This window comes from Mesorhizobium sp. M0028 (assembly GCF_040323855.1).
Classification (GTDB): domain Bacteria; phylum Pseudomonadota; class Alphaproteobacteria; order Rhizobiales; family Rhizobiaceae; genus Mesorhizobium.
The window spans coordinates 597,786-621,345 of sequence record NZ_JAMYVG010000001.1; the positions used below are offsets into that span (position 1 = coordinate 597,786).

At 62.0% G+C, this 23,560-nt stretch carries 32 protein-coding genes; 2 read left to right on the forward strand and 30 right to left on the reverse strand.

Going from position 1 to position 23,560, the window contains the following annotated elements:
• Positions 1 to 34 precede the first annotated feature (34 nt).
• The 27 genes from NKJ93_RS03015 to rpsL all read right to left on the reverse strand — a co-directional run bounded on the left by NKJ93_RS03015 (position 35) and on the right by rpsL (position 16,346).
• Positions 35 to 646 carry an adenylate kinase gene (locus NKJ93_RS03015; RefSeq protein ID WP_023717524.1) on the reverse strand — a complete coding sequence of 204 codons (612 nt, stop codon included), beginning with the start codon at positions 644 to 646 and terminating at the stop codon, positions 35 to 37.
• A complete protein-coding gene (gene secY / locus NKJ93_RS03020; RefSeq protein ID WP_023717523.1) occupies positions 643 to 1,983 on the reverse strand; it encodes a preprotein translocase subunit SecY in 1,341 nt (446 codons plus the stop codon). The genes NKJ93_RS03015 and secY overlap by 4 nt, the downstream gene beginning before the upstream one ends.
• 191 nt (positions 1,984 to 2,174) lie before the next feature.
• Positions 2,175 to 2,648 carry a 50S ribosomal protein L15 gene (gene rplO / locus NKJ93_RS03025; protein ID WP_023717522.1) on the reverse strand — a complete coding sequence of 158 codons (474 nt, stop codon included), beginning with the start codon at positions 2,646 to 2,648 and terminating at the stop codon, positions 2,175 to 2,177.
• 22 nt (positions 2,649 to 2,670) lie between these two features.
• A complete protein-coding gene (gene rpmD / locus NKJ93_RS03030) occupies positions 2,671 to 2,868 on the reverse strand; it encodes a 50S ribosomal protein L30 (RefSeq protein ID WP_006205449.1) in 198 nt (65 codons plus the stop codon).
• Between the two features lie 24 nt (positions 2,869 to 2,892).
• Positions 2,893 to 3,456, reverse strand: a complete 564-nt coding sequence (rpsE, locus tag NKJ93_RS03035; RefSeq protein ID WP_006333394.1) for a 30S ribosomal protein S5 — start codon at positions 3,454 to 3,456, stop codon at positions 2,893 to 2,895.
• Between the two features lie 155 nt (positions 3,457 to 3,611).
• Positions 3,612 to 3,971, reverse strand: a complete 360-nt coding sequence (rplR, locus tag NKJ93_RS03040) for a 50S ribosomal protein L18 (RefSeq protein ID WP_023675132.1) — start codon at positions 3,969 to 3,971, stop codon at positions 3,612 to 3,614.
• 85 nt (positions 3,972 to 4,056) lie between these two features.
• Complete coding sequence (gene rplF, locus NKJ93_RS03045) at positions 4,057 to 4,590, reverse strand: 50S ribosomal protein L6 (RefSeq protein ID WP_023675133.1); 534 nt, start codon at positions 4,588 to 4,590, stop codon at positions 4,057 to 4,059.
• Positions 4,591 to 4,680: 90 nt separating this feature from the next.
• Positions 4,681 to 5,079 carry a 30S ribosomal protein S8 gene (gene rpsH / locus NKJ93_RS03050; protein WP_006205453.1) on the reverse strand — a complete coding sequence of 133 codons (399 nt, stop codon included), beginning with the start codon at positions 5,077 to 5,079 and terminating at the stop codon, positions 4,681 to 4,683.
• Positions 5,080 to 5,091: 12 nt separating this feature from the next.
• Positions 5,092 to 5,397: a 30S ribosomal protein S14 gene (gene rpsN, locus NKJ93_RS03055; RefSeq protein WP_023675134.1), complete on the reverse strand. Its 306-nt coding sequence runs from the start codon at positions 5,395 to 5,397 to the stop codon at positions 5,092 to 5,094.
• 27 nt (positions 5,398 to 5,424) lie between these two features.
• Positions 5,425 to 6,003 carry a 50S ribosomal protein L5 gene (gene rplE / locus NKJ93_RS03060; protein ID WP_023717521.1) on the reverse strand — a complete coding sequence of 193 codons (579 nt, stop codon included), beginning with the start codon at positions 6,001 to 6,003 and terminating at the stop codon, positions 5,425 to 5,427.
• Positions 5,996 to 6,310 (reverse strand): 50S ribosomal protein L24, encoded by a 315-nt coding sequence (gene rplX / locus NKJ93_RS03065; RefSeq protein ID WP_023717520.1) that lies wholly within the window; start codon positions 6,308 to 6,310, stop codon positions 5,996 to 5,998. The genes rplE and rplX overlap by 8 nt, the downstream gene beginning before the upstream one ends.
• Before the next feature lie 12 nt (positions 6,311 to 6,322).
• Positions 6,323 to 6,691: a 50S ribosomal protein L14 gene (gene rplN, locus NKJ93_RS03070; RefSeq protein ID WP_006205457.1), complete on the reverse strand. Its 369-nt coding sequence runs from the start codon at positions 6,689 to 6,691 to the stop codon at positions 6,323 to 6,325.
• 82 nt (positions 6,692 to 6,773) lie between these two features.
• The gene (rpsQ, locus tag NKJ93_RS03075) at positions 6,774 to 7,013 is read right to left on the reverse strand and encodes a 30S ribosomal protein S17 (RefSeq protein WP_023675136.1); all 240 of its coding nucleotides are present in this window, start codon (positions 7,011 to 7,013) and stop codon (positions 6,774 to 6,776) included.
• 11 nt (positions 7,014 to 7,024) lie between these two features.
• Complete coding sequence (gene rpmC / locus NKJ93_RS03080; protein ID WP_006205459.1) at positions 7,025 to 7,225, reverse strand: 50S ribosomal protein L29; 201 nt, start codon at positions 7,223 to 7,225, stop codon at positions 7,025 to 7,027.
• A gap of 13 nt (positions 7,226 to 7,238) precedes the next feature.
• On the reverse strand, positions 7,239 to 7,652 hold the full coding sequence (gene rplP / locus NKJ93_RS03085; RefSeq protein WP_006205460.1) for a 50S ribosomal protein L16: 414 nt from the start codon (positions 7,650 to 7,652) through the stop codon (positions 7,239 to 7,241).
• Between the two features lie 27 nt (positions 7,653 to 7,679).
• The gene (gene rpsC, locus NKJ93_RS03090; RefSeq protein ID WP_023675137.1) at positions 7,680 to 8,405 is read right to left on the reverse strand and encodes a 30S ribosomal protein S3; all 726 of its coding nucleotides are present in this window, start codon (positions 8,403 to 8,405) and stop codon (positions 7,680 to 7,682) included.
• Positions 8,405 to 8,794 (reverse strand): 50S ribosomal protein L22, encoded by a 390-nt coding sequence (gene rplV / locus NKJ93_RS03095; protein ID WP_006205462.1) that lies wholly within the window; start codon positions 8,792 to 8,794, stop codon positions 8,405 to 8,407. The genes rpsC and rplV overlap by 1 nt, the downstream gene beginning before the upstream one ends.
• A gap of 2 nt (positions 8,795 to 8,796) precedes the next feature.
• Positions 8,797 to 9,075 carry a 30S ribosomal protein S19 gene (gene rpsS / locus NKJ93_RS03100; RefSeq protein WP_006205463.1) on the reverse strand — a complete coding sequence of 93 codons (279 nt, stop codon included), beginning with the start codon at positions 9,073 to 9,075 and terminating at the stop codon, positions 8,797 to 8,799.
• Positions 9,076 to 9,091: 16 nt separating this feature from the next.
• Entirely contained in the window at positions 9,092 to 9,925 is an 834-nt protein-coding gene (gene rplB, locus NKJ93_RS03105) for a 50S ribosomal protein L2 (RefSeq protein WP_023675138.1), read from the reverse strand.
• 22 nt (positions 9,926 to 9,947) lie between these two features.
• A complete protein-coding gene (locus NKJ93_RS03110; protein WP_006205465.1) occupies positions 9,948 to 10,241 on the reverse strand; it encodes a 50S ribosomal protein L23 in 294 nt (97 codons plus the stop codon).
• Positions 10,238 to 10,858: a 50S ribosomal protein L4 gene (gene rplD / locus NKJ93_RS03115; RefSeq protein ID WP_023675140.1), complete on the reverse strand. Its 621-nt coding sequence runs from the start codon at positions 10,856 to 10,858 to the stop codon at positions 10,238 to 10,240. The genes NKJ93_RS03110 and rplD overlap by 4 nt, the downstream gene beginning before the upstream one ends.
• Positions 10,858 to 11,586, reverse strand: a complete 729-nt coding sequence (gene rplC, locus NKJ93_RS03120) for a 50S ribosomal protein L3 (RefSeq protein ID WP_023717519.1) — start codon at positions 11,584 to 11,586, stop codon at positions 10,858 to 10,860. Before rplC ends, rplD begins: the two co-directional genes overlap by 1 nt.
• A 96-nt stretch (positions 11,587 to 11,682) precedes the next feature.
• Complete coding sequence (gene rpsJ, locus NKJ93_RS03125; RefSeq protein WP_006205468.1) at positions 11,683 to 11,991, reverse strand: 30S ribosomal protein S10; 309 nt, start codon at positions 11,989 to 11,991, stop codon at positions 11,683 to 11,685.
• Positions 11,992 to 12,054: 63 nt separating this feature from the next.
• Positions 12,055 to 13,230, reverse strand: coding sequence for an elongation factor Tu (tuf, locus tag NKJ93_RS03130; protein ID WP_127294065.1), 1,176 nt, complete (start codon positions 13,228 to 13,230; stop codon positions 12,055 to 12,057).
• A 67-nt stretch (positions 13,231 to 13,297) separates the two neighbouring features.
• Positions 13,298 to 15,388: an elongation factor G gene (gene fusA / locus NKJ93_RS03135; protein ID WP_023680448.1), complete on the reverse strand. Its 2,091-nt coding sequence runs from the start codon at positions 15,386 to 15,388 to the stop codon at positions 13,298 to 13,300.
• Positions 15,389 to 15,418: 30 nt separating this feature from the next.
• Positions 15,419 to 15,889: a 30S ribosomal protein S7 gene (rpsG, locus tag NKJ93_RS03140; protein ID WP_008875664.1), complete on the reverse strand. Its 471-nt coding sequence runs from the start codon at positions 15,887 to 15,889 to the stop codon at positions 15,419 to 15,421.
• Between the two features lie 85 nt (positions 15,890 to 15,974).
• Positions 15,975 to 16,346, reverse strand: coding sequence for a 30S ribosomal protein S12 (gene rpsL, locus NKJ93_RS03145; RefSeq protein WP_006333356.1), 372 nt, complete (start codon positions 16,344 to 16,346; stop codon positions 15,975 to 15,977).
• A 462-nt stretch (positions 16,347 to 16,808) separates the two neighbouring features.
• Here rpsL and NKJ93_RS03150 point away from each other — a divergent pair, with 462 nt between their 5' ends.
• Complete coding sequence (locus tag NKJ93_RS03150; protein ID WP_023680447.1) at positions 16,809 to 17,090, forward strand: transcriptional regulator; 282 nt, start codon at positions 16,809 to 16,811, stop codon at positions 17,088 to 17,090.
• A gap of 124 nt (positions 17,091 to 17,214) precedes the next feature.
• Positions 17,215 to 18,144, forward strand: coding sequence for a Gfo/Idh/MocA family protein (locus NKJ93_RS03155; protein ID WP_352587583.1), 930 nt, complete (start codon positions 17,215 to 17,217; stop codon positions 18,142 to 18,144).
• Positions 18,145 to 18,180: 36 nt separating this feature from the next.
• On the opposite strand, the gene NKJ93_RS03160 is transcribed toward NKJ93_RS03155, so the two are convergent.
• The 3 genes from NKJ93_RS03160 to rpoC form a co-directional block, all read right to left on the reverse strand.
• Positions 18,181 to 18,552 carry a hypothetical protein gene (locus NKJ93_RS03160; protein WP_352587586.1) on the reverse strand — a complete coding sequence of 124 codons (372 nt, stop codon included), beginning with the start codon at positions 18,550 to 18,552 and terminating at the stop codon, positions 18,181 to 18,183.
• Between the two features lie 38 nt (positions 18,553 to 18,590).
• Complete coding sequence (locus NKJ93_RS03165; protein ID WP_023721672.1) at positions 18,591 to 19,256, reverse strand: O-methyltransferase; 666 nt, start codon at positions 19,254 to 19,256, stop codon at positions 18,591 to 18,593.
• Between the two features lie 84 nt (positions 19,257 to 19,340).
• Complete coding sequence (rpoC, locus tag NKJ93_RS03170; RefSeq protein ID WP_023721671.1) at positions 19,341 to 23,537, reverse strand: DNA-directed RNA polymerase subunit beta'; 4,197 nt, start codon at positions 23,535 to 23,537, stop codon at positions 19,341 to 19,343.
• Positions 23,538 to 23,560 lie beyond the last annotated feature (23 nt).

Sequence of the window (23,560 nt, forward strand, 5' to 3'; positions counted from 1 at the left end):
GGACCGCTCCAGTCAAGCGCAATCGTTCGTTTCTCTAGCCGGCCGCCTGGCCAACCTGCCGGGTCGTCGCCCTGAGCACCGCCTCGATCTGCTGCGTCACCGCATCGATGTCGGCCATGCCATCGACGCCCCTGAGCTTGCCCTTGGCGTAGTAGTAGCCGATCAGCGGCGAGGTTTTCTTGTAATATTCCCTCAAGCGTTCTTCGAACACCGCTGGGCTGTCGTCCTTGCGCACCGGCAGGCCTGCGGCCTTGGCGTCCTCGGCGCGTTTGACGATTCGGCCAACCAGCGCCTTGTCGTCGACGACAAATTCGATGACCGCGTCTAGCTCCAGCCCGCGATCCGAAAGCATTTCCTCAACGGCGTCCGCTTGCACCAGGGTTCGCGGGTATCCGTCAAGGATGAAGCCGTTTGCGCAATCGGCTTGATCGATGCGCTCGGCCACGATGGCGTTGACGATAGCGTCGGACACCAGTTCACCAGCATCCATCACCGCCTTGGCTCGCCTGCCGACTTCGGTGCCGGCCTGAACAGCAGCACGCAGCATGTCCCCCGTGGAAAGCTGTGGGATGCCGTGTCTTTCTACCAGTCTCAGTGCTTGTGTCCCCTTGCCCGCCCCCGGCGGTCCAAGCAATATCAACCTCATCTGGCCTTCTTCCCCCCGCGCAGCTTCGACTTCTTGATCAGGCCCTCATACTGGTGCGCGATCAGGTGACCCTGAATCTGCGCCACCGTATCGAGCGTTACACTGACCACGATCAGGAGCGAAGTGCCACCAAGGTAGAACGGTACGCCAGTCGCTGAAATCAGGAACTCGGGCAGCAGACACACCAGCACCAGATAGATGGCGCCGACGACGGTGATGCGGGTGAGCACATAGTCGATATAGTCCGCAGTGCGCTCGCCCGGACGATAGCCCGGGATGAAGCCCGAATGCTTCTTGAGCTGGTCGGCGGTGTCCTTCGGATTGAAGACGATCGCCGTATAGAAGAAGGCGAAGAACACGATCATGGCAGCGTAGAAGGCCATATAGAGCGGCTGGCCGTGGCCGAGCGCCGCCAGGATGGTGCTCGCCCAGGCAGGCATGTTGGTCGTCTGCGAGAAGCCGGCAACCGTTGCCGGAAGCAGCAGCAGCGACGAGGCGAAGATCGGCGGAATGACGCCGGACGTGTTGAGCTTCAGCGGCAGATGCGAGGTATCGCCCTGGAACATGCGATTGCCGACCTGGCGCTTGGGATACTGGATCAGCAGGCGGCGCTGGGCGCGCTCGAAGAAGACGATCAGCGCGATGACGACGATGGCGAGCACGATGATCGCCAGGATCAGGCCGGTCGACAGTGCGCCGGTGCGGCCAAGCTCCAGCGTGCCGGAGATGGCGCGCGGCAGGCCGGCGACGATGCCGGAGAAGATGATCAGCGAAATGCCGTTGCCGATGCCGCGGGCGGTGATCTGCTCGCCAAGCCACATCAGGAACATGGTACCGCCGACCAGCGTGACGACGGTGGAGATGCGGAAGAACATGCCGGGATCGTTGACGATGCCATTGCCGCCCTCAAGCCCGACCGAAATGCCATAGGCCTGGACCAGCGCCAGAAGCACGGTGCCGTAGCGCGTGTACTGGTTGATGATCTTGCGACCCTGCTCGCCCTCCTTCTTCAGCGCTTCCAGCGAAGGAATGACCGAGGTCATCAGCTGCATGATGATGGAGGCGGAGATATAGGGCATGATGCCGAGGGCAAAGATCGCCATGCGCTGCACGGCGCCACCGGCGAACATGTTGAACATGCCGAGTACGCCCTTGCTCTGCGACGAGAAGGCCTGGGCGAAAGCGTCGGGATTGATGCCGGGCAGCGGGATATAGGTGCCAAGGCGGTAAACGAGCAGCGCGCCGATGGTGAACCAGATGCGCTTCTTCAGATCCTCGGCTTTGGCGAAGGCCGAAAAATTCAGATTCGAGGCTAGTTGTTCAGCAGCCGAAGCCATGCCTGATTCTCCGCTTGGTCACGCTCGATGCCCGCAGCTCAGGCGGCGCGTGTCACCGAAGCTCACGAGATAAGCTCCGGACTGCAAACATGCAAGCGGCCGCGTTGATGCGGCCGCCACATCTGTCGGATCAAAGCACGACCGCAGGCAAAACCGAATTCCACCTTTGCCGACCGTGCTTCAAATTGCCGTTACTCGGCGGCTGCTTTCTCAGGCAACTTCACCGAACCGCCGGCCTTTTCGATCTTCTCGACCGCGGCCTTGGAGGCTCCGGCCACGTCGAAGGCAAGCTTGGCCTTGATGTCGCCGTCCGAAAGGATGCGCACGCCGTCCTTGACGCGACGGATGACGCCGGCCGCAACCAGCGCCTCGGCTGTCACAACTGTCTTAGCGTCAAGCTTCTTGGCATCGAGCGCGGCCTGGATGCGGGCCAGCGACACAACGGTGAAGCTCTTGGCGAAGATATTGTTGAAGCCGCGCTTCGGCAGACGACGGTAGAGCGGCATCTGGCCACCCTCGAAGCCGTTGACGGCGACGCCGGAGCGCGCCTTCTGGCCCTTGACGCCGCGACCGGCGGTCTTGCCCGAACCGGAGCCGATGCCACGGCCAAGACGCTTCTTGGAATGCGTCGCGCCGTCCTTGTCACGCAGATCGTTGAGTTTCATCTGGGTTCTCCTGCGCTCTGGCTCAGCCCTCGTCCACGACGCGGACGAGATGCTGGACGGCAGCGATCATGCCGCGCACCGAGGGCGTATCCTCCAGCGTGCGCTGCTTGTGCATCTTGTTGAGGCCGAGGCCGACCAGCGTTGCGCGCTGCTCCTTCGGCCGGCGGATCGGCGAGCCGATCTGCTCGACGGTGATGGTCTTGGTTGCTTTCTTGGCCATGGTCAGATCCCTGGTCAGCTTCGACTATTCTTCAGCCGCAACGGCGGTGCCGCGGCGGGCCTGAAGGGTCGAATACTTGATGCCGCGCGCAGCAGCCACATCCTTCGGATGCATCTGGCTCTTCAACGCGTCGAATGTGGCGCGAACCATGTTGTAGGGGTTCGAAGAACCCATCGACTTGGCGACCACGTCATGCATGCCGAGCGTCTCGAAGACGGCGCGCATCGGGCCGCCGGCGATGATGCCGGTACCTTGCTTGGCAGCGCGCAGCAGAACACGTCCCGCGCCCCAGCGTCCCTCGACGTCATGGTGCAGCGTGCGGCCCGAGCGCAGCGGCACGAAGATCATGTCGCGCTTGGCCGATTCGGTCGCCTTGCGGATCGCCTCCGGCACTTCGCGCGCCTTGCCGTGGCCGAAGCCGACGCGGCCCTTCTGGTCGCCGACGACGACGAGCGCTGCAAAGCCGAAGCGCCGGCCGCCCTTGACGACCTTGGCGACCCGGTTGATGTGGACGAGCTTGTCGACCATGCCGTCGTCGCGCTCTTCGCGATCACGGCCGCGGCCGCCATCCCTACGTTCCTGTGCCATATCCTGTTCCTTGTTTTTTTCCGGAAGCACGGTTGATGATGATATCCGGCGCCTCTGTGGGTCGCCGGGGGCGAAAACTCTTTTTTCCTTCGCATGATCCTATCCGAAAAGTCTGCAACTTTTTGCTGCGCTGACCTCCGGTTCGGGATCACGCTTTAGAAGCTCAGACCACCTTCACGGGCAGCCTCGGCAAGCGCCTTGACACGGCCGTGGTAGATGTAGGCGCCGCGGTCGAAGACGACTTCCTTGACGCCGGCCTTCGAGGCACGCTCGGCGATCAGCTTGCCGATGGCAGCTGCGGCCGCGGTGTCGGCGCCGGTCTTGAGCGAACCCTTGAGCTCCTTCTCGAGCGTCGAAGCAGCGGCGATGGTGTGGCCCTTGGCGTCGTCGATGACCTGGACGTAGATGTTCTTCGACGTGCGATGGACCGACAGGCGCGGACGATCGCCAGCGACCTTCTTGATCTGGCGGCGGACGCGCTGAGCGCGGCGCTGGGTGGATTCTTTCGAGCCCATGATATCAGTTCCTTGCCTTCAAAAGACGGGGGCAACCATATGCGGTAGGACAAGCCTCCCGCGACCGCTCCCCGCGGCGTTAAAATTACTTCTTCTTGCCTTCCTTGCGGACGATCTTCTCGCCAGCATAGCGAACGCCCTTGCCCTTGTAGGGCTCGGGGCTGCGGTACTCGCGGATCTCGGCGGCAACCTGGCCGACCTGCTGCTTGTCGATTCCGGTCACGGTGATTTCCGTCGGCTTCGGCACCGAAATCGTCACGCCCTGCGGCGTCTCGTAGACAACGTCGTGGCTGAAGCCGAGCGCCAGCTGCAGGTTCTTGCCCTGCATGGCGGCACGATAGCCGACGCCTGTGATCTCGAGCTTCTTTTCGAAGCCGTCCTTGACGCCCTGCAGGATATTGACGATCTGCGTGCGCGACATGCCCCATTTGGAGCGGGCGGTCTTGGTCTGGTCGCGCGGCTGGACAGCGATCTCGCTGCCTTCCATCTTGACCAGCACTTCGTCGTTCACCACGAACTTCAGCTCGCCCTTCGGACCCTTCGCCGTCACGGTCTGGCCGTTGACGGTCGCGGTCACGCCCTGCGGCAGCGAAACGGGTTTCTTTCCAATACGAGACATTTTGTTGTCCTCGTCACTTCTCTTGTTTCAGGTCTCGGCCTTCGGGACTTGATCCCGAAAACCGGTTTCCAATTGGGGTGACATACCAGATCAGAAGATCTGGCAGAGGATTTCCCCGCCGACATTCTGTTCGCGCGCTTCGTGGTCGGCCATCACGCCCTTCGGCGTCGAAAGGATGGCGATGCCGAGGCCGTTGGCGACGTGCGGTATCGACTTGGCCGAAACGTAGACGCGGCGGCCGGGCTTCGAGACCCGGGCGATTTCGCGCACCACCGGCGCACCGTCGAAATACTTCAGCTCGATCTCGATTTCGGACTTGCCGTTGTCGAAGTCGGTCTGGCTGTAGTCGCGGATATAGCCTTCGGCCTTCAGCACGTCGAGGACGCGGGTACGCAGGCGCGAGGCCGGCGTCGAAACGCTCGACTTCTTACGGCCATACGCGTTGCGGATGCGGGTCAGCATATCGCCGAGAGGATCGCTCAATGACATGTTATGTCCTCCTTACCAGCTCGACTTGACCAGGCCCGGGATCTGGCCGTTATTGCCGAGATCACGAAGCGCGATACGCGATACTTTGAGCTTGCGATAATAGGCACGCGGGCGTCCGGTGACTTCGCAGCGGTTGCGGATGCGGGTCTTGGCCGAGTTGCGTGGCAGCGCCGAAAGCTTCAGCTGAGCGCGGAAGCGCTCTTCCATCGGCTTGGACTGATCCATGATGATCGCCTTGAGCACCTTGCGCTTGGCAGCGAACTGGTCCGCAAGCTTGCGGCGCCTGTTGTTCTTCTCGACTGAGCTGGTCTTTGCCATTTCAGATTTTTCCTTTTCTCGCTGCCGTTACTGGCGGAAGGGGAAGTTGAAGGCCTTGAGCAATGCCCTGGCTTCGTCGTCCGTCTTCGCAGTCGTACAAACGATGACGTCCATGCCCCAGATCTGATCAACCTTGTCGTAGTTGATCTCCGGAAACACGATGTGTTCCTTGATGCCCATGGCATAGTTGCCACGGCCATCGAAGCTCTTCGGGTTGAGTCCGCGGAAGTCGCGGACGCGCGGCAGCGCGATGTTCACGAGACGGTCGAGGAACTCGTACATGCGTTCCTTGCGCAGCGTGACCTTGGCGCCGATCGGCATCTTCTCGCGAACCTTGAAGCCGGCGATCGAGTTGCGGGCGCGGGTGACGACGGCCTTCTGGCCGGCGATCATCGCAAGGTCTTCCGCCGCGATCGAAGGCTTCTTCGAATCGCCGGTCGCCTCGCCGACGCCCATGTTCAGCACGATCTTGTCGATGCGCGGAACCTGCATCTCGTTGTCGTAGCCGAACTGCTCCTGCAGCGCCTTGCGGATGGTCTCGTTATAGACCTGCTTGAGGCGGGGCGTGTTCTGGGCAGTTGCCTGCTTGGTTTGAGCCTTAGCCATTGATGACTTCTCCCGAGCGCTTGGCGACGCGCACCTTCTTGCCGTCCTTCTGGAAGGTGAAGCCGACGCGGGTCGGCTTGCCATCCTTGGGGTCGGCCAGCGCGATGTTCGACAGCTGGATCGGCGCTTCCTTGGTGATGATCCCGCCCTCCTGGGACTGGGACTGCTTCTGGTGACGACGGATCAGGTTGACGCCGCGCACCAGCGCGGTGTCGTCCTTCGGCTGCACCGAGAGGACTTCGCCCGAACGGCCCTTGTCCTTGCCGGCCAGCACGACGACCTTGTCGCCTTTTCTAATCTTTTGCATTGGTCCGGCTCCTTACAGCACTTCAGGCGCGAGCGAGATGATCTTCATGTGGTTCTTGGCGCGGAGTTCGCGCGGAACCGGTCCGAAGATACGCGTGCCGATCGGCTCTTTCTTGTTGTCGACGAGAACGGCTGCGTTCTTGTCGAAACGGATCACGCTGCCATCCGGGCGGCGGATGTCCTTAGCCGTGCGAACCACGACCGCCTTCATCACATCGCCCTTCTTGACGCGGCCGCGCGGGATGGCTTCCTTGATCGACACCACGATGATGTCGCCCACGGAAGCATATTTCCGCTTCGAGCCGCCCAGCACCTTGATGCACATGACACGACGGGCGCCGGAATTATCCGCGACGTCGAGGTTTGTTTGCATCTGAATCATGACTGGCCGCCTTCTTCTTTTCTAACGGGACGGGTTTCTCACCCCTCCCCGGTCTGTCCAAAATTCGTTTCGTTAGCCCTGATCAGGCCTGGTCCGAAGACACCACGACCCAGCGCTTGTCCTTGGAAATCGGCTTCGATTCCTGGATGAACACCTGATCGCCGACCTTGTGGGCGTTGTTCTCGTCGTGCGCCTTGTACTTCTTGGTCATGCGCACGGTCTTCTTCATCACGGGATGCGTGAAGCGCCGTTCGACCTTGACGACAACCGTCTTCTCGTTCTTGTCGCTGACGACGGTGCCCTGCAGAATGCGCTTTGGCATGGTTTTCGTCCTTAAGCCTTCTTGGCCGCGGACTTTTCCGCAGCGATGGTCTTGATACGCGCAATGTCCTTGCGGACCTGCCTCACGCGCGCGGTCTTCTCAAGCTGGCCGGTGGCCTTCTGGAAGCGCAGGTTGAACTGCTCCTTCTTCAGGCTGGCCAGGTCGTCGGTCAGCTGGTCCTGGGTCTTGGTCCGGATGTCTTCGGCTTTCATGATCAGCCCGTCCTTATTCTGCGATGCGCTGTACGAAGCGCGTCCTGACCGAGAGCTTGGCCGCGCCGAGACGCAGCGCCTCACGGGCGGTTTCCTCGTTGACGCCGTCGATCTCGAACATGATGCGGCCTGGCTTGACGCGTGCCGCCCAGTAGTCGACCGCGCCCTTGCCCTTGCCCATGCGGACTTCGGTCGGCTTCGACGTCACCGGCACGTCCGGGAAGATACGGATCCACACGCGGCCGGCACGCTTCATCTCGCGGGTGATCGCGCGGCGGGCCGCCTCGATCTCACGCGCGGTGACGCGGTTCGGCTCAAGCGCCTTCAGCCCGAAACCACCGAAATCCAGGTTGGTGCCGCCCTTGGCGGTACCGTGGATGCGGCCCTTGAACTGCTTACGGAACTTTGTGCGCTTTGGCTGCAGCATCGTTCTAACTCCAAATTCCTAACTGTCTTACGCGTTTTCGCGACGGCGACCGCGTTCGCGCTCACCACCACCGCCATGCGCATGATCGCCCTCGGTGGCGCGGCGCTCCGAAGCCATCGGGTCGTGCTCGAGGATCTCGCCCTTGAACACCCAGACCTTGACGCCGCAAATGCCGTAGGCCGTATTCGCTTCGGCCGTGCCGTAGTCGACGTCGGCACGCAGCGTATGCAGTGGCACGCGGCCTTCACGATACCATTCCATGCGCGCGATCTCGGCGCCGCCGAGACGGCCGGCGCAGTTGATGCGGATGCCTTCGGCACCGAGGCGCATCGCCGACTGCACGGCGCGCTTCATGGCGCGGCGGAACGCGATGCGGCGCTCGAGCTGCTGGGCGATCGACTGGGCGACCAGGGTCGCGTCGATCTCCGGCTTGCGCACTTCGACGATGTTCAGATGCGTCTCGGACTTGGTCATCTCCATCAGCTTCTTGCGAAGCTTCTCGATGTCGGCGCCCTTCTTGCCGATGATCAGGCCCGGACGCGCCGCATGGATGGTGACGCGGCACTTCTTGTGCGGACGCTCGATCACGACCTTCGAGATCGCAGCCTGCTTGAGTTCCTTCTCAAGATATTTGCGGATCTTGATGTCCTCGTGCAGCAGCTTACCGTACTCGCCTGTATTCGCGAACCAGCGCGAATCCCAGGTGCGGTTGATGCCGAGACGCAGACCGATCGGATTGACTTTCTGGCCCATTATGCGGCCTCCCCTTTTTCTTCGACTTCACGAACGACGATCGTGAGGTGCGAGAACGGCTTCTCGATACGGCTGGCGCGACCACGGCCACGGGCATGGAACCGCTTCATGACGATCGACTTGCCGACATAGGCTTCCGCCACGATCAGCGCATCGACGTCGAGGTCGTGGTTGTTTTCCGCGTTGGCGATCGCCGATTCCAGCGTCTTCTTGACCGTGCCGGAAATCCGCTTGGCCGAGAATTCGAGGTCGGAAAGCGCTGTCGCGACCTTCTTGCCGCGGATCAGCGCGGCAACCAGGTTCAGCTTCTGCGGGCTGATACGGATCGTGCGCAACACGGCGCGCGCTTCGTTGTCAGCAAGCCTGCGCGGAGCTTTGGCCTTGCCCATGATTATTTCCTCTTCGCCTTCTTATCCGCGCCGTGACCGTAATAGGTCCGGGTCGGAGCGAATTCACCGAACTTGTGACCGACCATATCCTCGTTCACTGAGACGGGAACGTGCTTTTGGCCGTTGTAGACACCGAAGGTGAAGCCGACGAACTGCGGCAGGATGGTGGAGCGGCGGCTCCACATCTTGATCACCTCATTGCGACCACCTTCACGAACCTTGTCCACCTTCTTCAGAAGGTAGCCGTCGATGAAGGGGCCTTTCCAAATCGAACGAGTCACTTGGCGTTACCTCTTCTTAGCTCTTGCGCTGATGGCGCGAGCGCAGGATGAACTTGTCGGTCGCCTTGTTGGACCGCGTCTTCTTGCCCTTGGTCGGCTTGCCCCAGGGCGAAACCGGATGGCGGCCACCCGAGGTGCGGCCTTCGCCGCCGCCATGTGGATGGTCGACCGGGTTCATGGTCACGCCGCGATTGTGCGGACGCTTGCCGCGCCACACGGTGCGGCCTGCCTTGCCGTCATTGATGTTGCCATGGTCCGGGTTGGACACGGCACCGACAGTGGCCATGCAGGAGCCGTGGACGACACGCTGCTCGCCCGAGTTGAGGCGCAGGATCGCCATGCCCTGGTCGCGGCCGACGAGCTGGCCATAACCGCCGGCCGAACGGGCGACCTGAGCGCCCTTGCCGGGCTTCAGCTCGATATTGTGGACGATCGTGCCGACCGGCATCGAGGCCAGCGGCATCGCGTTGCCCGGCTTCACGTCGACCGATTCACCGGCCACGATCTTGTCGCCGGGAGCCAGACGCTGCGGGGCGATGATGTAGGACAGCTCGCCATCGTCATACTTGATCAGCGCGATGAAGGCGGTGCGGTTCGGATCGTATTCGATACGCTCGACCGTGCCGACGACGTCGAACTTGCGGCGCTTGAAGTCGATGATGCGATAGGTACGCTTGTGACCGCCGCCGATGAAGCGGGCCGTGATGCGGCCGTAATTGTTGCGGCCGCCCGACTTGGTCAGGCCTTCGGTGAGACCCTTGACGGGCTTGCCCTTGTAGAGGCCCGAGCGGTCGACGATGACCAGCTGACGGGTGCTCGGCGTTACCGGGTTGAATTTTTTAAGTGCCATTGTTCTGTCCTCGCGACCTTGCTCAGAGACCCGTCGCGACGTCGATCGACTGGCCGTCGGCCAGCGTCACAACCGCCTTCTTGACGTCGCTCTGGCGGCCGATCGTGCCGCGGAAGCGCTTGATCTTGCCCTTGCGGACAAGCGTGTTCACGGCCATCACCTTGACGCCGAACAGCGCTTCGACGGCGGCCTTGATTTCCGGCTTCGACGCCTTCTTGGCGACGTTGAAGACGACCTGGTTCTGCTCGGAAGCCATGGTCGACTTTTCGGTGATCGCCGGCGAGACGATCACATCGTAATGACGAAGGTCGGTCATTTGAAGCGCTCCTCGAGAGCCTCGACGGCGGCCTTGGAAAGGACCAGCGTGCCGCGGCGCAGAATGTCGTAGACGTTGATGCCCTGGATGGGCAGCACGTCGATGTTCGGGATGTTGGTCGCCGCCAGCTTGAAGTTCTTGTCAAGCTCGGCGCCGCCGATCACCAGGGCGTTGCTCAGGCCCAGCGTCGCGAAATTCGCAATCAGTGCCTTGGTCTTGGCCTCGGTCAGCTTCAGCTCGTCGATGATGATGATCGACGCACTCTTGGCCTTGGCCGAAAGCGCATGCTTGAGACCGAGCGCACGCACCTTCTTCGGCAGATCGTGCTCGTGGCTGCGCACGACCGGGCCGTGGGCCTTGCCACCGCCGCGGAACTGCGGAGCGCGAGCCGAATGGTGACGGGCGCGGCCGGTACCCTTCTGCTTGTACATCTTGGCGCCTGTGCGGGCGATTTCAGCGCGGCCCTTGGCCTTGTGAGTGCCCTGCTGTTTCTTGGCAAGCTGCCAGCGCACGACGCGCTGCAGGATGTCCTCGCGCGGATCAAGGCCGAAAATCTCTTCGGAGAGCTTCAGCTTGCCGGCGTCCTTGCCGCCAAGCGTTGTAATCTTGAGGTCCATTATTCCGCTCCCTCTGTGGCCGGGGCCTCGTTCTTGGCGGCACCATCGGTCGCAACGGCGCGGATCGCGGCGGGCTTCGGCGCATTGGCCGGAAGCGCCACCTTGGCCGCGTCGCGGACCAGGATCCATGCACCCTTCGAACCCGGGACCGCACCGCGGATCAGGATCAGGCCGCGATCGGCGTCGGTCGAGACGACCTCGACATTCTGCGTGGTGACGCGGGTGTCACCCATGTGGCCAGCCATATGCTTGCCCTTGAACACCTTGCCCGGATCCTGGCGCTGGCCGGTCGAGCCGTGCGTACGGTGCGACACCGAGTTGCCGTGCGTCGCGCGGCCGCCACCCATGTGGTGCCGCTTGATGACGCCCTGGAAACCCTTGCCGATCGTGGTTCCCGTCACATCGACCTTCTGGCCGACGACGAAATGCTCGACGGTGATCTCGGCGCCGACATCGATCATGTTGTCGGCGGAGACGCGGAACTCGGCAACCTTGGCCTTGGGCTCGACGGAAGCGGTCGCGAAATGGCCGCGCATCGCCTTCGACGTGTTCTTCACCTTGGCAAGGCCAACGCCGAGCTGGACGGCGGTATAGCCGTTCTTCTCCTGCGTGCGCTGCGCCACGACCTGGCAGTTCTCCATCTGGAGAACAGTGACGGGAACATGTTCCCCGGCATCGTTGTAGATGCGGGTCATTCCCACCTTCTTTGCAATCACACCTGAACGCATCGGTTCAATTCCTTTAGAGTTCCCTGTCGGGGCTGTCGCCCCTCCACGCCTCTTGTTCCTTCAGAGTTCCGGGTCGCCCCGCTGACCTCTGGTTCCTTAGAGCTTGATCTCGACGTCGACACCGGCGGCCAGATCGAGCTTCATCAAAGCATCGACCGTCTGCGGGGTCGGGTCGACGATGTCGAGCAGACGCTTGTGCGTGCGCATCTCGAACTGCTCGCGGCTCTTCTTGTCGACGTGAGGCGACCGGTTGACCGTGAACTTTTCGATCCGCGTCGGCAGCGGAATGGGGCCGCGGACGTTGGCGCCGGTGCGCTTGGCGGTCGACACGATTTCCCGTGTCGAGGCGTCGAGCACCCGGTGATCAAACGCCTTCAGGCGGATGCGGATATTCTGTCCGTTCATGCGTCACTTCCTTGTTCTGGCGCGGCGCGGGCAGCGCCCGCGACAGATCGGTTTAAGTCCAAATTACTCTTTGATGGTGACGACGATGCCGGCACCGACGGTGCGGCCGCCTTCACGGATGGCGAAGCGCAGCTTCTCTTCCATGGCGATCGGCACGATCAGCTCGACATCGACGGTGATGTTGTCGCCCGGCATCACCATCTCGGTGCCTTCCGGCAGCGACACGATGCCGGTCACGTCCGTCGTGCGGAAATAGAACTGCGGACGGTAGTTGGTGAAGAACGGCGTGTGACGGCCGCCCTCGTCCTTGGTCAGGATGTAGGCTTCGGCGACGAACTTCTTGTGCGGCTTGACGGTGCCGGGCTTGGCCAGAACCTGGCCGCGCTCGACGCCTTCACGGTCGACACCGCGCAACAGCGCGCCGATGTTGTCGCCGGCCTGGCCCTGGTCGAGCAGCTTGCGGAACATCTCGACGCCCGTGCAGGTCGTCTTGGTGGTCGGACGGATGCCGATGATCTCCAGCTCCTCGCCGACCTTGACGACGCCGCGCTCGACGCGGCCGGTCACCACCGTGCCGCGGCCCGAAATCGAGAACACGTCCTCGATCGGCATCAGGAACGGCTTGTCGAGCGGACGAACCGGCGTCGGGATGTAGGCATCGACCGCCGCCATCAATTCGCGGATCGCGTCCTCGCCGATCTTCTTGTCAGAATCTTCAAGTGCGGCAAGCGCCGAACCCTTGACGATCGGAATGTCGTCGCCGGGGAACTCGTTCTTGGTCAAAAGCTCACGCACCTCGAGCTCGACCAGCTCGAGCAGCTCGGCGTCGTCGACCTGGTCGACCTTGTTCAAGAACACCACGATCGACGGCACGCCGACCTGGCGGGCCAAAAGGATGTGCTCGCGGGTCTGCGGCATCGGGCCGTCGGCGGCCGACACGACCAGGATCGCGCCGTCCATCTGCGCGGCACCGGTGATCATGTTCTTCACATAATCGGCGTGGCCGGGGCAGTCGACATGGGCATAGTGGCGGGCAGCCGTCTCGTATTCGACGTGTGCCGTCGAAATGGTGATGCCGCGTGCCTTTTCTTCCGGCGCCGCATCGATCTGGTCGTAGCGCTTGTATTCGCCAAAATACTTGGTGATCGCCGCCGTCAGCGACGTCTTGCCGTGGTCGACGTGACCAATCGTGCCAATGTTCACATGAGGCTTAGTGCGCTCGAATTTACCTTTTGCCATGTGATCTCTCCATTCCTGCCAGCCCGTGCGGGCCTTGAATTAAGTTACTGGTGCAACTCGTTTCGAGTTACGCGTATTTCTTCTGGACTTCCTGGGCGACCGCGGTTGGGACCGGTTCGTAATGGTCGAACTGCATCGTGTAGGCCGCGCGGCCCTGGCTCATCGAGCGAAGGTTGTCCACGTATTTGAACATGTTGGCGAGCGGCACCATCGCGTTGATGACCACCGCGACGCCACGGGCTTCCTGGCCCTGGATCTGGCCGCGACGGCCGTTCAGGTCACCAATAACGCTGCCGACGTAATCTTCCGGCGTCACCACCTCGACCTTCATGATCGGCTCGAGCAACTGCACGCCAAGCTTGGGCGCTGCTTCACGGAAGCAGGCGCGGCCGGCGATTTCGAAGGCCAGAACCGAAGAGTCCACGTCGTGGTAGGCGCCATCGATCAGCGTCGCCTTGACGCCGATCATCGGGAAACCGGCGAACGGGCCCGAGGTCATGACGCTGTTGATGCCCTTTTCGACACCGGGGATGTATTCCTTCGGCACAGCGCCGCCGACGATCTTGGTTTCGAACTCGAATTCGCTGCTTTCCGGATTCGGCTCGAACAGGATCTTGACGCGGGCGAACTGGCCGGTACCGCCGGTCTGCTTCTTGTGCGTGTAGTCCTGCTCGTGCTTGCGAGTGATCGTCTCGCGATAGGCCACCTGCGGCGCGCCGACATTGGCCTCGACCTTGAACTCGCGACGCATGCGGTCGACGATGATGTCGAGGTGAAGCTCGCCCATGCCGGAGATGATCGTCTGGCCGCTTTCCTCGTCGGTCTTGACGCGGAAGGACGGATCCTCGGCGGCCAGGCGGTGAAGGGCGAGGCCCATCTTTTCTTGGTCGTTCTTGGTCTTCGGCTCGATGGCGATCTGGATGACCGGATCGGGGAATTCCATGCGCTCGAGGATGACCGGATGCAGCGGATCACTGAGCGTGTCGCCGGTGGTGGTGTCCTTGAGACCAGCGAGGGCGACGATGTCGCCGGCAAAAGCCTCTTCGACGTCGGCGCGCGAATTCGCATGCATCTGCAGCATGCGGCCGATGCGCTCTTTCTTGCCCTTCACGGTGTTGTCGACCGAGATGCCCTTGGTGAGCTTGCCCGAATAGATGCGGGCAAAGGTGAGCGAACCGACGAACGGGTCGTTCATGATCTTGAAGGCGAGCATCGACAGCGGCTCGTTGTCGTCGGCATGACGCTCGATCTCGGCGTCGGTCTTGGCGTCGACGCCCTTGATGGCCGGGACATCGGCCGGCGACGGCAGATATTCGACGACGGCGTCGAGCAGCGGCTGCACGCCCTTGTTCTTGAAGGCCGAGCCACAGAACATCGGATAGAACTTCACCGCGATCGTGCCCTTGCGGATGAGCGCACGGATCTCGTCATTGCTCGGCATCTTGCCTTCGAGGTAATTCTCGAGCGCCGTTTCGTCCATTTCGACGGCGGCCTCGATCATCTTCTCGCGGTACTCTTCGGCACGAGCCTTGAGGTCGGCAGGGATCTCCACGATGTCCCAGGCAGCGCCCAGCGTCTCGTCGCGCCAGACCAGCGCGTTCATCTCAACGAGGTCGACGACACCCTTGAACTCGGTCTCGGCGCCGATCGGCAGCTGCATGACGACGGCATGCGCACCGAGGCGCGAACCGATCATCTCGACCGAGCGGTAGAAGTCGGCGCCGATCTTGTCCATCTTGTTGCAGAAGATCATGCGCGGCACGCGGTACTTGTCAGCCTGGCGCCAGACGGTCTCCGTCTGCGGCTCGACACCGGCATTGGCATCGAGCAGCGCGATGGCGCCGTCGAGCACGCGCAGCGAACGTTCGACCTCGATGGTGAAGTCGACGTGGCCGGGGGTGTCGATGATGTTGAAGCGATGCATCTTGCCGTCGCGACCCTTCCAGAAGGTCGTGGTGGCGGCCGACGTGATGGTGATGCCGCGCTCCTGCTCCTGCTCCATCCAATCCATGGTCGCAGCGCCGTCATGGACTTCGCCGATCTTGTGCGACTTGCCCGTGTAATAGAGGACGCGCTCGGTGGTCGTCGTCTTGCCGGCGTCGATATGCGCCATGATACCGAAATTGCGGTAGTCTTCGATTTTATATTCGCGGGCCATGGGAGGTGCCTCTTCAGTCTCGTTCGCGCTTTACCAGCGGTAGTGCGCGAAAGCGCGGTTGGCTTCTGCCATCTTGTGGGTATCTTCACGCTTCTTGACGGCGGTGCCGCGGTTGTTGGCCGCGTCCATCAGCTCGCCGGAGAGGCGGTCGACCATAGTGGTCTCGTTGCGGTTGCGGGCGGCGGCGATCAGCCAACGGATGGCCAATGCCTGACGGCGCTCGGGGCGCACGTCGACCGGAACCTGGTAGGTGGCGCCGCCGACGCGGCGCGAACGCACTTCCACATGCGGCGCGACATTGTCGAGCGCCTGATGGAAGACGGTGACCGGTTCCTGCTTGGTCTTGGACTGGACCTGGTCGAGCGCGCCGTAGACGATGGTCTCGGCAACCGACTTCTTGCCGTCATACATGACGGCGTTCATGAACTTGGTGACGATCAGATCGCCGAACTTCGGGTCCGGATTGATCTCACGCTTTTCTGCACTGTGACGACGGGACATTTTTTCTCTGCCTCAATTCTACGCGGTGGCCTGGATCCCGGATCGTCGCTTGACGCCGCCCGGAACGACCTTGGCTACGCTTCGGTCACTTCGGACGCTTGGCGCCGTATTTCGAACGGCGCTGCTTGCGGTTCTTCACGCCTTGCGTGTCGAGCACGCCGCGGATGATGTGGTAACGGACGCCCGGAAGATCCTTGACGCGACCGCCGCGGATCATCACCACCGAGTGCTCCTGAAGGTTATGGCCTTCGCCGGGGATGTAACCGATCACTTCAAAACCATTGGTCAGGCGGATCTTGGCCACCTTGCGCAGCGCCGAGTTCGGCTTCTTCGGCGTCGTGGTGTAGACGCGCGTGCAGACGCCCCGCTTCTGCGGGTTCTGCTGCATGGCCGGGACCTTGTTGCGCTTCACCGGCGCAATGCGCGGCTTGCGGATCAGCTGGTTGACGGTAGGCATTAAACCCTCTTGTCTCTCAATTCCGTGTCTCGCCCGGTCAGGGCCGCTCAAAGCGTCATTTCCATACGCAAATTCGGGCCACAAACCGCGCCTCGCGGTCTTGCCCGAACAAATGGCAGAGGAAGCGGAAGCCGCTTCATGCACGCCGGAAATGTCTTTTCGCTCGTAAAACGAACCCTGTTTGAGGCAAACTCCAAAGCGTGTCGCTTCGGAAGCAAGAGCCTCACATCGGTTCTGACTGGGCGGCTTCTACTCGTATGGCCACTGTCCGTCAACCCCGGAGCGGCAAATATTGCGCTGAAACCGAGGCGTGGCAGCCATGCGAAAAATGCATGTAATTTTCTTGCGCCGTTTTTCAAGAGGAAGGCAGAAAGTGACCGGCTTGCGCCTGTTTCCAGGCCGTGCTTCGTGCGAAAAGGCGGCATGAACAGCCCAAACCCCCTCGCCCGGAGGTACAAACCCGTGAATGACAATGAGGAGCGCCCGGTCACCATTATTACCGGCCGGGTGTGGAAGCGCAAAGGCGGCAAGCCGGAAGGCGTGCATGTGATGCTGGTCGCGCCGGACGACGATTCGGCGGTGCGCCGCGCTCTCGAATCGCTTGCCGCCGAAGGCTATGCCGAGGCCGAGCTCGACCAGATCGGCGACATGGACGGCGTGCCCGACGAGGAACCGCATCTGTCCGCCTATCAGGGCGCGCTCGAAGGCGAAGTGTCGATCGTGACGTTCGATGTGCCGATCTGAAGAGATCTGAATCGCGGTCGATCTCACGAGCCGGCGACAAAAGCCCGGCGACTTGCCCGCCACAACTTCTCTGCTAAGAAACGACCTCTGGCAAAACCAAGCACACTCAACCTGCGGAGCTCCCATGTCCTCTAATCCCATCAAGCTCGGCATCGTCGGCGTGGGAAAGATCGTCCGCGACCAGCATCTGCCGGCGCTGGCGAAGGACCAGGGTTATCGCCTGGTTGCCGCAGCCAGCCGCCATGGCAAAGTGGAGGACATCCCGAACTTCCCGACGATCGAGGCGATGCTCGACGCAACGCCCGAACTCGAGGCGGTGTCGCTATGCATGCCGCCGCAGTTTCGCTACGACGCCGCGCGCACGGCGCTGGCGGCGAAAAAGCATGTCTTCCTGGAAAAACCGCCCGGCGCCACGGTCAGCGAGGTCGAGGATTTGAAAGCGCTGGCGGTGGCGAACGGCGTCTGCCTGTTCGCCAGCTGGCACTCGCGCTATGCGCCGGCCGTCGAAGCAGCGCGTACATTCCTCAGCTCGACTACGATCAGGTCGGCCGCCATCAACTGGAAGGAAGACGTGCGCCGCTGGCATCCGAATCAGGAATGGATCTGGGCTCCCGGCGGCTTTGGCGTCTTCGATCCCGGCATCAACGCGCTGTCGATCGCCACCCACATCCTGCCACCGATGTTCATCAGTTCGGCAGAGCTCGATTTCCCCGAAAACCGCGCGGCCCCGATCGCCGCCCATATCGTCTTCCGTACTTCGAACGGTCTGCCGGTGACGATGGAACTCGACTGGCGCCAGACCGGGCCGCAAAGCTGGGACATCCTGGCCGATACCGAGGCCGGATCGATGGTGCTTTCTGGCGGCGGCTCAAAGCTCGCCATCGATGGCCGCGTCGTTCACGAGGAGCCGGAAGCCGAATATCCGATGCTCTACAAGCGCTTCGCCGAGATCGTGCGCGCCGGCGTTTCCGACGTCGACCTCGCGCCGCTCCAGCACGTCGCCGACGCCTTCATGCTCGGCAAGCGCAATGTGGTCGAAGCTTTTTTTGACTGACACTGACCCCGGTAGAGCGACCTTGAATGTTCCGGATCATCTTGGCTTGCGGTCCAGGAATTCTCCCGGACGAGGCGCAGAAGCAACGGGAGCCGTCCGGTGTCCTTGTTCAAGTTCGCTCATGACATGTTGAACCGCCACCTCGAGATCGGCCTGCCCCCAGCCAAGCTCGGTGATTTCTCCATATCGAATGAAATTTGAGCGGCCGAAACCACCTTCAATGTCATTGTAAGAAATCACGCTCCGGCCGATGAACGCTACGATCCAGATGCGATGATCACTCCCAGCAGGAGAGTGATGCAGCCATTCTTCCGGATCGATCTTGATCAGGTCCCAAAGCCTTCGCTGCCCAAAGCTCATACGATCTCGGCCAGTGTTGATCAATTCCCAGATGGTCGCCTCGTTCAATTGCCGATTCCTTAAAAAGCCAGCCGCCGGTGGCAGCTTCAACTGACGATCGCTATTGCAAAGCCGTCATAGCCCTTGGCGCCAACAGTCTGGATCGCGGTACCTTGCAGACGCTTGTCGCTGCCAATGAACGAGAACGCCGCGCGTGCCCCTTCGACATTGGCGTCGCGGCCATCTTCGTTCACCACCGCGCCGTCACGGATGACATTGTCGCAGACGATGACAGTCCCCGGCCTCGAAAGACGCATCGCCCAGGACAGATAGTGCTGGTTGTTCGGCTTGTCGGCGTCGATGAAGATGAAGTCGAACGGCCCGGCATTCTCGGCGCCTAACGCGGCAAGCGATTGAAGCGCCGGTCCGACCCGCAGTTCCACGCGGTCAGATACCCCTGCCCGTTCAAAGTTCGACCGCGCGACACTGGCGTGGTGCGGATCAAGCTCGAGCGTCACGACCTTGCCGTCCACGGGCAACGCTCGCGCCATCCAGATTGTCGAGTAGCCGCCCAACGTGCCGATTTCGAGTACCTTCTTCGCTCCCTGCATTCGCGCAAGAAGTGACAGCAGCTTGCCTTGTGCCGGGGAAACATCGATCGGCGGTAGGCCGTGGTCATGGTTGGCCGCCAGAACGGCATCGAGGGCGGGATCCGCCTCGAAAAGAGCCTCGACAATGTAGCCGTCGACAGAAGCCCAGATCCTCCTGCTCATCCGTTGTCCTCCGATCCGATTGGGGAACCACAATGCGAAAAGGGGCCACTTGGGCCCCTTTTCTATCTTCTCTTACTTGCGCGCTTACTGCGCGGCGGTAACCATGTCGGTCAGCATCGGCTCGGCGACCTCGACGCCGGACGCCTTGCGGCGCTCGTCGATGATCAACTCGTCGCGCGAGGTGGCGATGCGCCGGATCTGGCTCATCGTGCCGCCGGTGCCGGCCGGGATGAGCCGGCCGACGATGACGTTTTCCTTCAGCCCCTGCAGCATGTCGGTCTTGCCGGCAACCGCAGCTTCGGTCAGCACCCTCGTCGTCTCCTGGAAGGAGGCGGCGGAGATGAAGGACGGCGTCTGCAGCGAGGCCTTGGTGATGCCCAGCAGCACCGGCTGGCCTTCGGCCGGCTTCTTGCCCTCCTCGACCAGGCGCTCGTTGACCTCTTCCAGTTCGATCACGTCGACGTGGTCGCCCGGAATGTAGGTCGAATCGCCCTGCGTGGTGATCTCGACCTTCTGCAGCATCTGGCGAACGATCACCTCGATGTGCTTGTCGTTGATCGACACGCCCTGCAGGCGGTAGACCTCCTGGATCTCGTTGACGAGGTAGGAGGCAAGCGCCTCCACGCCCTTGATCGCCAGGATGTCGTGCGGCGCCGGATTGCCGTCGAGGATATAGTCGCCCTTCTCGATGACGTCGCCGTCCTGGAGATGGAACGGCTTGCCCTTCGGGATCAGGTATTCGACCGGCTCAAGCGTCGAGTCATGCGGCTCGATGATGATGCGGCGCTTGTTCTTGTAGTCGCGACCGAAGCGGATCGTGCCATCGATCTCGGCGATGATGGCGTGATCCTTCGGACGGCGTGCCTCGAACAGTTCGGCCACACGCGGCAGACCGCCGGTGATGTCCTTGGTCTTGGCGCTTTCCATCGGAATACGCGCCAGCACGTCGCCGGGGCGAACCTGTGCGCCGGGTTCGACCGAAAGAATGGCCTCGACCGAGAGCAGGAAGCGGGCGTCGCCACCCTTCGACAGCTTGCCGACCTTGCCCTTGGCATCCTGGACGACGATCGCCGGCTTGAGGTCGTTGCCGCGTGGCGTCGAACGCCAGTCGATGACCTCGCGCTTGGTGATGCCGGTCGATTCGTCGGCGGTTTCCTGAACGGAAATGCCATCGACCAGATCTTCGAACGCCACCCTGCCCTCGATTTCGGTGAGGACCGGGCGGGTATAGGGATCCCACTCGGCAATACGCTGGCCGCGCTTCACCTTGTCGCCATCGTCGACGAAGATGCGCGAACCGTAGGTGACGCGGTGCGTGGCGCGTTCCTTGCCGGCCTCGTCGAGGATCAGCACCGCCATGTTGCGACCCATGACCATCAGCTGGCCGTCGGAGTTGCGCACCACGTTGCGGTTGCGGATCTCGACCTTGCCCTCGTACGAGGCTTCAAGGAACGAGGAATCCACCACCTGCGCCGTGCCGCCCATGTGGAAGGTACGCATGGTGAGCTGGGTGCCCGGCTCGCCAATCGACTGCGCCGCGATGACGCCGACAGCCTCGCCCTGGTTGACAGGCGTGCCGCGGGCCAGATCGCGTCCGTAACAGACCGCGCAAACGCCGACCCTGACCTCGCAGGTTAGCGCCGAACGGATGCGGACAGACTGCACACCGGCCTTTTCGATCAGTTCCACGTCACGCTCGTCCATCAGCGTTCCGGCCTTGACCAGAACCTCGCCGGTGACCGGGTGAGTGATATCGTCGAGCGAGGTGCGGCCGAGAACGCGCTGACCAACCGAAGCGACGACCTGACCGGCATCGACGATCGGCTGCATGGTGAGGCCCTTGTCGGTGCCGCAGTCGAGCGAGTTGACGATGCAGTCCTGCGCCACGTCGACAAGACGACGCGTCAGGTAACCCGAGTTCGCCGTCTTCAAGGCGGTGTCGGCCAGACCCTTGCGGGCGCCGTGGGTCGAGTTGAAGTACTCGAGCACGGTCAGGCCTTCCTTGAAGTTCGAGATGATCGGCGTCTCAATGATTTCACCGCTAGGCTTGGCCATCAGGCCGCGCATGCCGGCGAGCTGGCGCATCTGGGTGGGCGAGCCGCGCGCACCGGAGTGCGACATCATGTAGATCGAGTTCATCGGCTTCTGACGGCCGTTGTCCTCGAACTCGACCGCCTTGATGCGGGCCATCATTTCGTCGGCGACCTTTTCCGAGCACTTGGCCCAGGCGTCGACGACCTTGTTGTACTTCTCGCCCTGGGTGATCAGGCCGTCATTGTACTGCTGCTCGTATTCCTTGGCCAAAGCCTCGGTGTCGGACACCAGCTTGATCTTGGCATCCGGGATCAGCATGTCGTCCTTGCCGAACGAAATGCCGGCACGGCAGGCGTGGCTGAAGCCGAGAGCCATGATGCGATCGCAGAAAATGACCGTCTCCTTCTGACCGCAATGGCGGTAGACGGTGTCGATCATCTTGGAGATGTTCTTCTTGGTCATCTCCTGGTTGGCGGTCTCGTAGGGCACGTTGACGTTCTTCGGCAGCAGCTCGCCGATGATCATGCGGCCAGGCGTGGTGTCGTGGATCTTCGATACGACCTTACCGTCGGCGTCGACCGTGCGGAAGCGCCCCTTGATCTTGGAATGCAGCGTTACCGCCTTGGTCTCGAGCGCATGCTGGAGCTCGCCCATATCGGCAAACACCATGCCCTCGCCCGGCTCGTTCTGGTTGACGATCGACAGATAGTAGAGACCGAGAACCATGTCCTGCGACGGGACGATGATCGGCGCGCCGGAAGCCGGGTGCAGGATGTTGTTGGTCGACATCATCAGCACGCGAGCCTCGAGCTGCGCTTCCAGTGACAGCGGCACGTGGACCGCCATCTGGTCGCCGTCGAAGTCGGCGTTGAAGGCCGTGCAGACCAGCGGGTGAAGCTGGATCGCCTTGCCTTCGATCAGGATCGGCTCGAACGCCTGGATGCCGAGGCGGTGCAGCGTCGGCGCGCGGTTCAACAGCACCGGATGCTCGCGGATGACCTCGTCGAGGATATCCCAGACCTCCGGACGCTCCTTTTCGACCAGCTTCTTCGCCTGCTTGACGGTCGAGGAGTAACCCTTGGCGTCGAGACGGGCGTAGATGAAGGGCTTAAACAGCTCGAGCGCCATCTTCTTCGGCAGGCCGCACTGGTGCAGCTTGAGCTCGGGACCGGTGACGATGACCGAGCGGCCGGAATAGTCGACGCGCTTGCCGAGCAGGTTCTGGCGGAACCGGCCCTGCTTGCCCTTCAACATGTCGGACAGCGACTTCAGCGGACGCTTGTTGGCGCCGGTGATGACGCGGCCGCGGCGGCCATTGTCGAACAGCGCATCGACGGCTTCCTGCAGCATGCGCTTTTCATTGCGCACGATGATGCCGGGCGCGCGCAGCTCGATCAGCCGCTTCAAGCGGTTGTTGCGGTTGATGACGCGGCGGTAGAGGTCGTTCAGATCCGACGTAGCGAAACGGCCGCCGTCCAGCGGGACAAGCGGACGCAGATCCGGCGGGATCACCGGAACCACCTTCATGATCATCCATTCCGGACGGTTGCCGGATTCCATGAAGTTCTCGACGACCTTGAGACGCTTCAGATACTTCTTCTGCTTGAGCTCGGAGGTGGTCGAAGCCAGTTCCGAACGCAGATCGCCGGCGATCTTCTCGAGGTCCATGCCGGCCAGCAGGTCGTGGATCGCCTCGGCGCCGATCATGGCGGTGAAACTATCCTCGCCATATTCGTCGACGGCCATCATGTACTCTTCCTCGCTGAGCAGCTGGTGCTCCTTCAGCGCGGTGAGGCCGGGTTCGGTGACGATGTAGTTCTCGAAGTAAAGGACCCGCTCGATGTCCTTCAGGGTCATGTCGAGCAGCGTGCCGATGCGCGACGGCAGCGACTTCAGGAACCAGATGTGGGCGACCGGTGCCGCCAGCTCGATATGGCCCATGCGCTCGCGGCGGACGCGCGACAGCGTGACTTCGACGCCGCACTTCTCGCAGATGACGCCCTTGTACTTCATGCGCTTGTACTTGCCGCACAGGCACTCATAGTCCTTGATCGGACCAAAAATGCGCGCGCAGAACAGGCCGTCACGCTCCGGCTTGAAGGTGCGGTAGTTGATGGTCTCCGGCTTCTTGATCTCGCCGAATGACCAGGACAGAATCTTCTCAGGGCTGGCAAGCGAGATCCGGATGGAATCGAACACCTGCGCAGGCGCCTGGGGGTTGAAGAGATTCATGACCTCTTGGTTCATGCCGTTCTCCTTTTCGGGGTCCT

Excerpts from the sequence above, each read along its gene's own strand:
- rpsH (WP_006205453.1), bottom strand. The coding sequence starts at position 5,079 with ATGTCATTGAGCGATCCTCTCGGCGATATGCTGACCCGCATCCGCAAC.
- rplV (WP_006205462.1), bottom strand. The coding sequence starts at position 8,794 with ATGGGCAAGGCCAAAGCTCCGCGCAGGCTTGCTGACAACGAAGCGCGC.
- rplF (WP_023675133.1), bottom strand. The coding sequence starts at position 4,590 with ATGTCTCGTATTGGAAAGAAACCCGTTTCGCTGCCGCAGGGCGTGACC.
- rpoC (WP_023721671.1), bottom strand. The coding sequence starts at position 23,537 with ATGAACCAAGAGGTCATGAATCTCTTCAACCCCCAGGCGCCTGCGCAG.
- rpsE (WP_006333394.1), bottom strand. The coding sequence starts at position 3,456 with ATGGCACAGGAACGTAGGGATGGCGGCCGCGGCCGTGATCGCGAAGAG.
- rpsJ (WP_006205468.1), bottom strand. The coding sequence starts at position 11,991 with ATGAACGGACAGAATATCCGCATCCGCCTGAAGGCGTTTGATCACCGG.
- rplC (WP_023717519.1), bottom strand. The coding sequence starts at position 11,586 with ATGCGTTCAGGTGTGATTGCAAAGAAGGTGGGAATGACCCGCATCTAC.
- rplX (WP_023717520.1), bottom strand. The coding sequence starts at position 6,310 with ATGCAAAAGATTAGAAAAGGCGACAAGGTCGTCGTGCTGGCCGGCAAG.
- rplR (WP_023675132.1), bottom strand. The coding sequence starts at position 3,971 with ATGGGCTCGAAAGAATCCACCCAGCGCCGCGCTCAGCGCGTCCGCCGC.
- rpsL (WP_006333356.1), bottom strand. The coding sequence starts at position 16,346 with ATGCCTACCGTCAACCAGCTGATCCGCAAGCCGCGCATTGCGCCGGTG.
- rpmD (WP_006205449.1), bottom strand. The coding sequence starts at position 2,868 with ATGGCCAAGAAAGCAACCAAGACCATCACCGTCGAGCAGATCGGCTCG.
- rplE (WP_023717521.1), bottom strand. The coding sequence starts at position 6,003 with ATGGCTAAGGCTCAAACCAAGCAGGCAACTGCCCAGAACACGCCCCGC.
- rpsN (WP_023675134.1), bottom strand. The coding sequence starts at position 5,397 with ATGGCAAAGACCAGCTCAGTCGAGAAGAACAACAGGCGCCGCAAGCTT.
- NKJ93_RS03165 (WP_023721672.1), bottom strand. The coding sequence starts at position 19,256 with ATGAGCAGGAGGATCTGGGCTTCTGTCGACGGCTACATTGTCGAGGCT.
- NKJ93_RS03155 (WP_352587583.1), top strand. The coding sequence starts at position 17,215 with ATGTCCTCTAATCCCATCAAGCTCGGCATCGTCGGCGTGGGAAAGATC.
- secY (WP_023717523.1), bottom strand. The coding sequence starts at position 1,983 with ATGGCTTCGGCTGCTGAACAACTAGCCTCGAATCTGAATTTTTCGGCC.
- rplO (WP_023717522.1), bottom strand. The coding sequence starts at position 2,648 with ATGAAACTCAACGATCTGCGTGACAAGGACGGCGCGACGCATTCCAAG.
- rplN (WP_006205457.1), bottom strand. The coding sequence starts at position 6,691 with ATGATTCAGATGCAAACAAACCTCGACGTCGCGGATAATTCCGGCGCC.
- rpsQ (WP_023675136.1), bottom strand. The coding sequence starts at position 7,013 with ATGCCAAAGCGCATTCTGCAGGGCACCGTCGTCAGCGACAAGAACGAG.
- NKJ93_RS03110 (WP_006205465.1), bottom strand. The coding sequence starts at position 10,241 with ATGACCGACCTTCGTCATTACGATGTGATCGTCTCGCCGGCGATCACC.
- rplB (WP_023675138.1), bottom strand. The coding sequence starts at position 9,925 with ATGGCACTTAAAAAATTCAACCCGGTAACGCCGAGCACCCGTCAGCTG.
- fusA (WP_023680448.1), bottom strand. The coding sequence starts at position 15,388 with ATGGCCCGCGAATATAAAATCGAAGACTACCGCAATTTCGGTATCATG.
- rplP (WP_006205460.1), bottom strand. The coding sequence starts at position 7,652 with ATGCTGCAGCCAAAGCGCACAAAGTTCCGTAAGCAGTTCAAGGGCCGC.
- rpsC (WP_023675137.1), bottom strand. The coding sequence starts at position 8,405 with ATGGGCCAGAAAGTCAATCCGATCGGTCTGCGTCTCGGCATCAACCGC.
- rpmC (WP_006205459.1), bottom strand. The coding sequence starts at position 7,225 with ATGAAAGCCGAAGACATCCGGACCAAGACCCAGGACCAGCTGACCGAC.
- NKJ93_RS03015 (WP_023717524.1), bottom strand. The coding sequence starts at position 646 with ATGAGGTTGATATTGCTTGGACCGCCGGGGGCGGGCAAGGGGACACAA.
- tuf (WP_127294065.1), bottom strand. The coding sequence starts at position 13,230 with ATGGCAAAAGGTAAATTCGAGCGCACTAAGCCTCATGTGAACATTGGC.
- rplD (WP_023675140.1), bottom strand. The coding sequence starts at position 10,858 with ATGGACCTCAAGATTACAACGCTTGGCGGCAAGGACGCCGGCAAGCTG.
- rpsG (WP_008875664.1), bottom strand. The coding sequence starts at position 15,889 with ATGTCCCGTCGTCACAGTGCAGAAAAGCGTGAGATCAATCCGGACCCG.